Source organism: Mycobacterium sp. E2327 (assembly GCF_001672675.1).
Taxonomy (GTDB): Bacteria; Actinomycetota; Actinomycetes; order Mycobacteriales; family Mycobacteriaceae; genus Mycobacterium.
On the sequence record NZ_LZKE01000074.1, the window covers coordinates 1 to 10,150 of the forward strand.

9 protein-coding genes and 2 pseudogenes are annotated in these 10,150 nt (G+C 68.8%); 2 read left to right on the forward strand and 9 right to left on the reverse strand.

Features of this window, described 5'->3' with window-relative positions:
- From A5712_RS08935 to A5712_RS08955, 5 genes and pseudogenes are all read right to left on the reverse strand, one after another.
- Window positions 1–293 (reverse strand): annotated as a pseudogene (locus A5712_RS08935) (ABC transporter permease); the annotation flags it as partial.
- Window positions 290–1,678, reverse strand: coding sequence for an ABC transporter substrate-binding protein (locus A5712_RS08940; protein WP_068103669.1), 1,389 nt, complete (start codon window positions 1,676–1,678; stop codon window positions 290–292). The pseudogene A5712_RS08935 and the gene A5712_RS08940, both read right to left, overlap by 4 nt.
- Window positions 1,678–1,905 (reverse strand): ferredoxin family protein, encoded by a 228-nt coding sequence (locus A5712_RS08945; RefSeq protein WP_067152101.1) that lies wholly within the window; start codon window positions 1,903–1,905, stop codon window positions 1,678–1,680. The genes A5712_RS08940 and A5712_RS08945 overlap by 1 nt, the downstream gene beginning before the upstream one ends.
- Complete coding sequence (locus A5712_RS08950) at window positions 1,902–2,651, reverse strand: GntR family transcriptional regulator (RefSeq protein ID WP_068103671.1); 750 nt, start codon at window positions 2,649–2,651, stop codon at window positions 1,902–1,904. The genes A5712_RS08945 and A5712_RS08950 overlap by 4 nt, the downstream gene beginning before the upstream one ends.
- 40 nt (window positions 2,652–2,691) lie before the next feature.
- Window positions 2,692–4,045 (reverse strand): annotated as a pseudogene (locus A5712_RS08955) (MFS transporter).
- A 204-nt stretch (window positions 4,046–4,249) separates the two neighbouring features.
- Between A5712_RS08955 and A5712_RS08960 the strand changes: the two are divergent.
- Both A5712_RS08960 and A5712_RS08965 read left to right on the forward strand, forming a co-directional pair.
- Window positions 4,250–5,044, forward strand: coding sequence for a hypothetical protein (locus A5712_RS08960; RefSeq protein ID WP_068103675.1), 795 nt, complete (start codon window positions 4,250–4,252; stop codon window positions 5,042–5,044).
- A 54-nt stretch (window positions 5,045–5,098) separates the two neighbouring features.
- The gene (locus A5712_RS08965) at window positions 5,099–5,323 is read left to right on the forward strand and encodes a hypothetical protein (RefSeq protein ID WP_068103677.1); all 225 of its coding nucleotides are present in this window, start codon (window positions 5,099–5,101) and stop codon (window positions 5,321–5,323) included.
- 6 nt (window positions 5,324–5,329) lie between these two features.
- Here A5712_RS08965 and A5712_RS08970 read toward each other — a convergent pair whose 3' ends face one another.
- The 4 genes from A5712_RS08970 to A5712_RS08985 all read right to left on the reverse strand — a co-directional run.
- Complete coding sequence (locus A5712_RS08970) at window positions 5,330–8,164, reverse strand: aminotransferase class I/II-fold pyridoxal phosphate-dependent enzyme (RefSeq protein ID WP_068103679.1); 2,835 nt, start codon at window positions 8,162–8,164, stop codon at window positions 5,330–5,332.
- A 136-nt stretch (window positions 8,165–8,300) separates the two neighbouring features.
- Complete coding sequence (locus A5712_RS08975) at window positions 8,301–8,756, reverse strand: GreA/GreB family elongation factor (protein WP_068103682.1); 456 nt, start codon at window positions 8,754–8,756, stop codon at window positions 8,301–8,303.
- A gap of 115 nt (window positions 8,757–8,871) precedes the next feature.
- Window positions 8,872–9,474 (reverse strand): hypothetical protein, encoded by a 603-nt coding sequence (locus tag A5712_RS08980; RefSeq protein ID WP_082973355.1) that lies wholly within the window; start codon window positions 9,472–9,474, stop codon window positions 8,872–8,874.
- Between the two features lie 127 nt (window positions 9,475–9,601).
- Window positions 9,602–10,150, reverse strand: a 549-nt coding sequence (locus tag A5712_RS08985) for a CdaR family transcriptional regulator (protein ID WP_197519345.1), incomplete at its 5' end; no start/stop codon positions are given.

The window sequence follows — 10,150 nt, forward strand, 5'->3', positions numbered from 1 at the left end:
CCGGTGAGGATCCGCAGCAGCGACTGCGCCAGGTCGAGCCAGTACTCGTAGGCGCCCAGCCGGCGGTGCAGCGCGGTCACGATCTGGGTGACCGTCGGCAGGGTGTCGAACCGCAGCACCGCGCGCACCTTGCCGGCGGTGAGGAGCTGCCACAGCCCGATGGCGGCGGCCACCGACGCCACCCGCACGAGCCACGACCGCCACGACCGCCCCGCCCAGGCCGACGGGCGCGGGGTCGCCAGGGCGGGCAGCGGGACGGCACCCACGACCCGTTCGCTCAATTCGGCGGTCATACCGAACCTCCCAGTGCTTGTTGGTAATTCACGGCGACGCTGCCGGGGTGGGCAGCGGTGTAGCGACGGGCCCCGGCGACGGTGCCGAAGGGCAGATAGTTCTGGCCGTCCCGCACCCAGACGGCCTTGTCGGCGAACCACCGCGTTCCCAGCTCCGCGTCGGGAACGTAGGCCGCGCGGACCTTCACGCCGCGGGCGGCGGCATCCCTGATCGCCTGCAGCAGGGCGGTGGGATTGGCGATGGTTTGGGTGGTTTCGGAGCCGTCCAGCCACAGCTCGCTGGCGAGCGCGGGGTCGCCGGCGAGCACCGACGGGTTGACGGCGCGCGCCCGCGTCGCGTCATAGTCGAGCCCGCGGGCGGCGAACACCGCGCGCAGCGGTGTGTCCACGACGAACTTTCCCACGTCGAGGTCGGCGAAGTCACCGATCGACTTCAGGTACGGCACATCGCTTTTCAGCGCGTCGACCAGCGACGGTTTCAGCGTGGTGTCGAACGAGGTGCCGCCGGGGCCGTTGTAGAGGTACACCACCTCCTGCGGCAGCCCGCTGCCCTGCGCGACGATCCGCGCGGCCTCCAGCGGCTTGGAGTTGAGGAAATCGGTCGCGTCTAGTTGCGCCTGCAGGAACGCCGCCAGCACCTCCGGGTGGGCCGACGCGTACGAGCGCCGCACCACCACGCCGTGCAGGGTGGGCAGGTTCAGCTCGGCACCGTCGTAGAGCAGCTTGGCCTTGCCCTGATATACCAGCAGCCCCGGCCACGCGACGAACTGCGAAAGCCCCTGCACCTGACCGGATTCCAGGGCGGACGCGCCGATCTGCGGCTGCTGGTTGAGCACCTCCACGCCGCCGACGCCGGCCTTGGCCAGGGCGCGCACCAGCGTGCCGTGGCCCGCCGAGCCCACGCTGGCCGACACTTTGGCGCCGGCCAGGTCGCCCAGCGTGGTCGCCGGCGAATCAGGAGCCACCACAACCATGTTCAGCGCGCCGCGCGGGTTGTAGCCGGTGACCGACACCATCTCCGTGCGGGCCAGCGCGTTGGCCTGCGTCTTGGAGCCGTTGATCAGCATCGGGTAATCGCCCATCGAGCCGATGTCGATCTTCTCGGCGAGCATCTGCGCGGTGATCGGGGCGCCGGTGTCGTAGTCCTGCCAGCGCACCGCGTATCGGGTCCCGGTGCGCGTGGTGATGTCGGCGAGTCGGTGCTCCAGGTAGCCCTGTGCGCGCAGCAGCGTGCCCGCGGTCACGGTGTTAATGGTCTTGGACTGGTATCCCACCACGACGTTGACGACGCCGGAGGATTGCGAGAACGACTCCAGCGAGCAGCCGGAAACGACGGCGACGATAACGGCGGCGATCGAGATCAGCCGTGCGGCTTGGCGTTTCATCAGCGTAACAGGTAGGGCATGTTGACGGTGACGGCTCCGGTGGGGCAGCGGGCCGCGCAGGGGCCGCAGTACCAGCATTCGTCGACATGCATGTAGGCCTTGCCGGTGTCGGGGTCGATGGCCAGCGCGTCCAGCGGGCAGACCTCGACGCACAGGGTGCAGCCGTCGATGCACAGCGACTCGTCGATCGTGACGGGTACGTCGGCGCGGTTGTTGACCAGCGTCATGGCTTGCTCCTAATCAGGCTGCCGCGCATGGTGATTCGATCACCACGCATCCGGATGTACTCGAGGTCGACGGGCCTGCCGTCGTCGAGGCTGGTGAGCCGCTCCAGCATGAGCAGCGCCGCCCCGTCGGGGACCTGCAATGTGGCCGCCGAGTGCGCGTCGGCGGGGATGGCCTCCAGCGCCAGCGACGCCGAACCCAGCCGCTGCCCGCTCACCTCCTCGATGAGCGCAAAGATGTCGTTGGTCTCGAGCGGGTAGTCCAGGATCCGGCTCCCGATGTCCGGGGCCAGGTAGGTCAGGTCGAGGCTGAGCGGCAGGTCGCCCAGGTATCGCAACCGCTCGACGAACACCGCCTGCCCGCCCGCCTGAAGCCCCAGCCGGCGCGCCACCGACGGCGGGGCGGTCACCGGCATGGCGGCGCGCACCTCGTTGCGCACCTCGCCGAGGTGTTTGAAGGTCTCCTTGAGCCCCAGCAGCGCGTCGAGGCCGTGGGCATACTTGCGCTGGGCGACGTGCGTGCCGACCTTCGGGCCGCGGTCGATCAGTCCCTCGTTCTTCAGGACCGCCAGCGCCTCGCGAACGGTGTTGCGCGACACCGCGAATTCGGCCGCCAGCTCGTGCTCGGCCGGCAGCGCGTCGGGGTAGGCGCCGGCGTGAATCTGCTGGCGCAACACGTCGGCCACCCGGCGGGCACGGTCGGATCGGGACCCCTCTAAAGGTCCGCGAATCGGTAGTGGTTGCGCCACGCCGTCACGCTAACGCGGCCCGGCGGCCCGCCCGGGGCGGTCAAACGCGGCCCCCGGGACCGTATCGAGGCATTGCGCCGGGCGCGATTCGGCGGCGACCAGCAAAAAGCCGCACCCACCGCCCTATTGCGCCACCTGGCCAACGGCGACGTCTTTGCGATCCCGGTGAGCGAAAACTACGGTCGCGACGCGCCGGCCAGTTCTCGCTCCGGCGGCGGCGGCCGGCTGTCCAGGCCGGGCGGCACCAACCCGGCGGGCACCAGCGGCGCCGCCGCCAGCGGGAACAACCCGCACAGCGCCCAGGCCGCAGGGTATTCGGCCGCCGCGATCACCGCGCCGAACAGCGGCGGCCCGGCCGCGGCCATCAGCCGTTGCGTCGTGTTCTGCAGGCCCAGCGCCCGTCCGCTCCAGAACGGCCCGGCGAACTCCGTGATCGCGGTGGCCTCCAGCCCGTTGTCGAGGACGGCGAGCACCGAGACGGCGACCATCAGCAACACGTCGTAACCCGAACCCGTGCCGTCGGTGAGGGCGAGCACGAATAGCGCCACCGCGGCGGCGATGGCGATCGCGCGCACCGGGCGCATTCGCGAGCCGACACGATCGGACCACCGCCCCACCGCGATTCGGCCCGCGGCGCCCAGCACCTGGGTCAGGGTGACCAGGCCGCCCGCGGCCGCCACCGACCAACCGTGGCGATGCATCAACCACACGAGCATGAACGTCACGGTCACCGTCTGCGGGATCATCAGCAGGCCGGCGACCGCGTGGATGCGCCACAACACGGACGAGCCGCGATACGGGCTGGCCAGTTCCTCCACCGCCGCCGCCGTGCGGGATTTCCTTGGCGGATCAATGATTCCGATCGCGCTGGCCACCGCCGCGATCGTGCACATCACCGCGAGGAACATCAGCCCGCGGTGCGGGCCGCTTTCGGACAACTCCGGTACCACCAACGCCCCCAAGGCAATTCCCAAGGGCTGCGCGGTTTGGCGGATGCCCATCGCCAGCCCGCGCTGGCGGGGCGGGAACCAGGCCGACACCAGCCGGCCGCCGGCCGTGTTGCAGCTCGCCGCGGCCATCCCGCCGATGAACAGGAACACACCGATCATGAGCACCGAATGGGCCGTCGCCGCGGCGTATGCGGCGGCCGCCGTCAGCGCCGAGCCCGACGTGAGCACGGTGCGCTCGCCGACCCGGTCCAGCACGTAACCCCAGAAGACCAGCGTGACCACCATGCCCCAGCTGGGCATCGACGACAGCAGGACCGCCGCCGGCAGCGACATGCCGCGGTGTGACTCAAGCGAGGGAATGAGGAACGCCACGCCGTTGATGAAAAGGAAGGACGTCGCCGTCACCCCCAACGAGACGGCCATGATCGACCACCGCGCACCCATTCAACAATGTTGCCACAGCGTTTGGCGGGCACCCGGGATCGCGGCGCGCCAAACTTATTGAATATTAAGGTGTTTCATAGCATCGTTTAATGTGGACACCGATATGCGCCGTCACGCGCGGCCTGAAACATGTTGAACGCCTTATCGCCACGCCGAAATTCATAGGGGACGCATAGCCTGGGACGCCGTGGGAGGATCAACTACGTGACTGATGACGCGGCCAAACACGCCTTGACCAAGGTTCCTGCGGTCACCCTGGGCTTCTGGGTGATCAAGATCCTGGCGACGACGCTGGGCGAGACGGGTGGCGACACCGTCACGATGACGCTGAACTGGGGTTACGCCGCGGGGGTCGCGCTATTCGGCGTCGCGCTCGTCGCCCTGGTCGTCGCGCAGATCTTCGCCAAGCAATTCCACGCGAGCCTGTACTGGGCCACCATCGTGGCGTCGACGACGTTCGGCACGACGCTGGCCGACTTCGCCGACCGACAACTGGGGATCGGCTACACGGGCGGATCGCTGTTGCTGTTGAGCCTGCTCCTGGCGACCCTGGGGCTGTGGCGCTGGACGCAGGGCACGGTGTCGGTGAGCACCGTTTCGACGCCGAAGGTCGAGGCGTTCTACTGGGCCACGATCACGTTTTCGCAGACTCTCGGCACCGCGCTCGGCGACTGGCTCGCCGACACCCGCGGATTCGGCTACGAACGCGGCGCACTGGTGTTCGGCGCGGCCCTGCTCGTGGTCGTTGCCCTGTACTACTGGACCGGCATCTCGCGCGTCGCCCTGTTCTGGGTGGCCTTCATCCTCACCAGGCCGCTGGGCGCAACCGTCGGCGACTTCATCGACAAGCCGGTCGCCGACGGCGGCCTCGCGCTGAGCCGCCCCCTGGCGTCGGCGGTGATCGCCGCGATCGTCGTCGCGTTGGTCGTCGTGTTGCCGCAGCGTGCGGGACGCCACCCCGGTCACCCGGAAGACCGCGCGGCGGCGGAAACCCCCTGATTCCCAAGCCTTCCCAGCAGATTCCCAGCGACCCGCGCCTACGCTGGAATTGTCATGGGAAAGTTGACGATATTGACCAGCAAAGTCCTGATCGGCGTTGCCGTTTGCGTGGGTGCCGGCGTCGTCGGATCGGCGACGGCGAGCGCCGACCCTAGCGCGTTCAGCAGTCTCAGCTGCAGCTGCCAACGGACGGCTCCCGCCGGCAGCCCCGCGCGCCAAGACGCGATCGCCCGCGGAATCCGGCAGGGCCTGTCGGACTGGCCGGCCGTGGCCGGATAGCGGCGCTCAGCCGCCCCCGCTCACCGCCTGCACGACGCTGTCGCCGTTGCGCGCCGACGCGTCGGCCGGTAGCTCGAAGGCGGGGTATGCCGAACCGACCGCGGCCGTCGCCGCGCTGCGTTGGGCCTCCATGCGCGCCAGCGCGGCGTCGGTGAAGACCGACAACCCCAGGTCGGGGTTGTAGCCGTGGATCTCCTTGACGTCGAGCTGGGCCAGGAAATAGACGATCTCCTTGGAGACCACCTGGCCCGGGACCAGCACCGGGAAGCCCGGCGGGTAGGGCACCACGAACGTCGTGGACACCAGCGTCCGGCCCTCCGCGAGCCGCCGGCCCGCCATGCCGATCAGCACGTGCTCGCGATCCGACTCCTCGTATCCGGCGTAGAAGGCCGACCGCATGTCGCCGAACATGCAGGCGTCGACGGGGCGGAACGCCATGTCGAATTCGCTGAAATCCGGCAGGTGCGGCAGGTCCTCGGTGATCTCCTCGACCCGGCGCTGTTGCAGGGCACGGTCGTCCTTGCCGCCGATGCTCTGTCTGCGCTCGAAGTCGGTCGCGATGCGCCGCAGCACGTCGAGCAGGTAGTGCACGCTCGACCAGGTGACCCCGATGGTGAAGATCAGCAGCACGCTGTTGATGGACGTCTTGTTGATCTGAATTCCGAACCGCTCCATCAGGATCTTCTCGCGGAAGTCGTAGCCGTTCATGCCGGTCTTGCCGATGAACAGGGTGACCCGCGTCGCGTCGAGCACGAACTGGTCCGACCGCCACGCCTCGTTCCACTCCGCCAGGGCGCCCTGCCGAACCTCGCGGTAGGAGCTGACGGACGACGCGCGGAACTCGTCGGGCACCAGGTCGGACTCGTCGAGGATGCGGAACCACTTGCCGATCAGCCGGTCCTTGCGGACGCGGTGGCGAAAGATCAGGGCCATGTTGTAGACGTTGCGAACCAACTCGAAGCCCTCGATGTCGACCTGCCGGCGCGCCAGGTCCAGCGACGCCAACAGCTGCTGGTTCGGCGACGTCGAGGTGTGCGTCAAGAACGCCTCGACGAAGGCGTCGCGGGTGAGCGCCTTGAAGTCCTGGTCGCGAACGTGCACCATCGACGCCTGCCGGAACGCCGACAGCGATTTGTGCGTGGAGTGCGTCGCGTAGACGCGAACGCGCGCGCGGGCCGGGTCGGGAAGCAGCCGCCGATCGACCCACTCGGAACGCGGCACTCCCTCCATCGATGCGGCCCAATCCCGGTACTCCGCAGCGTATTCCGGGGACGCCAGCATCTGCTCGAGGCGTTCCGCGGACACCATCGCGGTGCGCTGCCGCGCCCATGGCACCGCGGTCGCGAACGCGTACCACGCCTCGTCCCACAGAAAGCAGATGTCTGGCTTGATCGCCAGCACCTCCTCCATCACCCGGCGCGGGTTGTAGACGACGCCGTCGAAGGTGCAGTTGGTCAGCAGCAGCATGCGGACCCGGTCCAGCTGGCCGGCCGCCTCGAGGTCCAGCAGCGCCTTTTTGATCGTGTGCAGCGACACGGCCCCGTAGATCGCGTACTCGGGCAGCGGGTAGGCGTCCAGGTACAGCGGGTAGGCGCCGGCGAGCACCAGGCCGTAGTGGTGCGACTTGTGGCAGTTGCGGTCGATGAGGACGATGTCGCCCGGTCGCGTCAGGGCCTGCACGACGATCTTGTTGGCGGTGGACGTCCCGTTGGTGACGAAGTAGGTGTTGTTGGCATTCCACGTGACCGCGGCCTTGTCCATCGCCTTCTTGATGTTGCCGTGCGGGTCCAGCAGCGAGTCCAGGCCGCCGGAGGTGCTCGAGGTCTCGGCCATGAAGATGTTGCGGCCGTAGAACTCCCCCATGTCCTGCAGGGATTTTGAGTTGAAGATGCTGGCGCCCCGCGCGACGGGGAGCGCGTGGAACTGGCCGACCGGCGCCCCCGCGTAGGCGCGCAGGGCGTCGAAAAATGGTGTGGCGAAACGGTTTCGCAAGCCCGCGAGCACGGTGCTGTTGAGGTCGGTGACATCGTTGAGCCGGTAGAACGTCCGATCGTAGACGTCGGGTTCGTCCTCGGTCTCCGCGGCGATCGACTCGTCGGTGAGCAGGTACAGGTCGATGTGCGGCCGCAGCTCCCGTATCCACTCGGCGCATTCCACCCAATCCTGGGTTTCCGTCGTCAGCGCATCCTCGCAGGCGGCGCCCAGCAGCGTGTTCATCAGCGGCACCCGGTCATGCGAGCGCAGCGGCAGGTCGTGGCGGATGATCGCGGCCTGGATCTCGCCGTTCAGCGCGACCGCGGTGATGGCGTCCTCGATGCTGCCCACCACCAGCAGCTCGTACTGCACGTCGTCGGACGGGCTGCGCAGCGCCCGCAGGCACTCGGCCAGGCTGTCGGGGGCCGTCGACGGGGCGTCGTCGGCGAGCAGCACGGTGTAGAACTGCTGCTGTTTGGCCTGGGCGACCAGCTCCTGCTCGGCCAGCGACGCGGTGGTGTCGAAGAGCCCGGCGCGGTCGCCGTACTCACTCAGCAGGCGCACCGCCAGCGACACCTCCTCGCTGAGGCGCACCGTCGAAAGGCCCTCCAGGTGGGCGCGAAACGTCGCGAGGTTGGCCGCGCCGGGGTACAGCCAGTACCGCTCGTAGGCGGCGATGCGGTCCATCAGGCGCTTCACCCGGGCGATGTCGTGCGTCTTGTCCAGGCCGGCGAGGTCGACGTCGCGCAGGTGGCGGCAGGCGTCGTCGAGCAGGTTCCAGGTGTCGACGCGCGTGTACGACGGGTTGGCGACCGCCGCGAGCGCGGACACGCGAAGTCGCCGCTTGCGGGCAGATTCTGGACTCATCTCGTCATTGTGGCCCGGCCTCGCCGCGTGCGCGATGATTATCGGCCGTCCGATTTGCCGTAGGCGACGGCCACGACGAGCCCAGCCGTCGCCATCAAGAGAAACAGCATGGCCACGGGGTCGACCAGCTCGAGGATCATGCGACCACGGCGACGTCGGGCACCGCGCTGATCAGCGTCACGATCAGGTCGGCGCCGTCGGGAATCGAGTAGACCCGTCGTTCCCCCGGACGCGCACCGGCAATCGCGCGGCCCAGCGGCGACAGGGTCGAGTACACCTTGATGTTGCCGTCCTTGGCGCCGTACCGGCCCAGCCGAAAGGTTTCGGTTTCGCCGGTGTCCTCGTACCGGATGGTGACGATCGTTCCCGGCTCGGCGGCGGTCCTGTCCTCCGTCACGATGGCGCGAGCCAGCAGATCCTCGATTTCACGGATGCGCGCCCGGCGCGCCGAGTAGCGCGCGATCCGGTTGGCGTCGTAGTCCATGAAGTCGTCCGGCACTTCGATGCTGCGCCGAGAGCGCAGCGCCGTGAGCTCGCCCACCAGGCGGCCGTATTCGTGCCGGGTCAGCCAAATTGGTTGTGTATCATGCATTTTCGTTTACTTCTTTCATATCGGAAAGTGTCGTCAGGGACGGGCCGCGGTGGGCAACCGCCCCTGACGACTCGGCGCCCGCGGCGGGCAGGTGCTTGAAGTCGGTGAGCCGCGGCTAATCGGCGGTGCGGTCGGCGACCATGCGGTCGAAGTCCCGCTGCCAGCCGGCGTGGCGCTTGCGGTCGATGAGGATGCGCGCCATCCCGAATAGCGTCGCCGCCCCGATGACGACGCCGAACCAGATGGCCGTTGCGGTCGCCACTGCCTCGTCCGATGCGGAAAACACCGGCTTGCCGACCGGCAGACCTTGCTCGTCCACCCAAATATCCACGCGGTCACCGGGTTTGGCGGTCCGCTCGACGACAACCAGGCCGGTGTGTTCGGAACCCGCGACGAACCAGCGCGCCGGCGCGGCGACGGTCGGGCTGGACAGGTTCCGGCCGGCGTCGCTGTCCCCCGTGATGGTCGCGGTGACTTTCTGGCGGGTCTGCGCCTGCGCGGCATAGACGCGGCTGCGGGAGTCGTGGACCGCGGTCCCGACGGCGGCCGCGACGGGAAGGGCGACGATCGAAACCACGAACGCGAGCACAAGACACAACGCTTCGACGCGGTCGATGGTGCGCACCAACGGGTTCAGGCCGAACAGCCGCGCGAGGAGCGGCGGCACGCGCGCGGAAACCTCGAGGGTTTCCATCTCGTCGGGGCGCGGAGTAGTCATGGGACGGTCACCTCAAACCGGGGCATTGGTTGACAACTCCATGGTGGCCGGGATCAAGACCACGGGCTTGCCCCAGTCGGACAACGCTGCCGCCGCGCATTGTCGTGTTCCGACAGTGCGCGGGGCGTCAGTCCGTGTCGGTGGCGGCCAACTCGATCGTCATCGCCAGCCGCTTCTTGGCGTCGTCCAGCGGCAGGTTGGTTATCTCGGCCATCTTGCGCAGCCGGTATCGCACGGTGTTCTCGTGCACCCCCAACCGCTCCCCCGCACGCACCGGGTCGCCCTGGGCCTCCAGCCAGGCTCGCAGCGTGCCGACGTAGTCCGTCGAGTTCGCTTGGTCGTGGCGACGCAAATCGGCGACCGGTCCCCGGTCCGGCAACCGGCCGGCTCGCGCCGCGGTGCGCAGCCGCTGCAGCAGGATCTCGTCCCACGCCTCGTCGTACGCCGGCGGCGCCCCGCCGCCGGATTCATGCAGCGCCAGACACTCGTCGGCCTCCCGGCGCGCGGCGACGAGGTCCGCCACGTCGGCCGGTCCACTGATGCCGGCCGCAACGCCGACGGCTTCGGGCATGGCCGCCGTGAGATCGCGCACCCAGCGCCGCGCCGCGTCCGCCGACTCGCCGGGAAGGACGGTGTAGACCGTGTTTCCAGCCAGCGCGCTGCGGCCGGGCCGTGA

What these genes read in the sequence shown, in the direction of transcription:
- A5712_RS08970 (WP_068103679.1), bottom strand. Translation starts at nt 8,164, where the DNA reads ATGAGTCCAGAATCTGCCCGCAAGCGGCGACTTCGCGTGTCCGCGCTC.
- A5712_RS08965 (WP_068103677.1), top strand. Translation starts at nt 5,099, where the DNA reads ATGGGAAAGTTGACGATATTGACCAGCAAAGTCCTGATCGGCGTTGCC.
- A5712_RS08980 (WP_082973355.1), bottom strand. Translation starts at nt 9,474, where the DNA reads ATGACTACTCCGCGCCCCGACGAGATGGAAACCCTCGAGGTTTCCGCG.
- A5712_RS08940 (WP_068103669.1), bottom strand. Translation starts at nt 1,678, where the DNA reads ATGAAACGCCAAGCCGCACGGCTGATCTCGATCGCCGCCGTTATCGTC.
- A5712_RS08945 (WP_067152101.1), bottom strand. Translation starts at nt 1,905, where the DNA reads ATGACGCTGGTCAACAACCGCGCCGACGTACCCGTCACGATCGACGAG.
- A5712_RS08975 (WP_068103682.1), bottom strand. Translation starts at nt 8,756, where the DNA reads ATGCATGATACACAACCAATTTGGCTGACCCGGCACGAATACGGCCGC.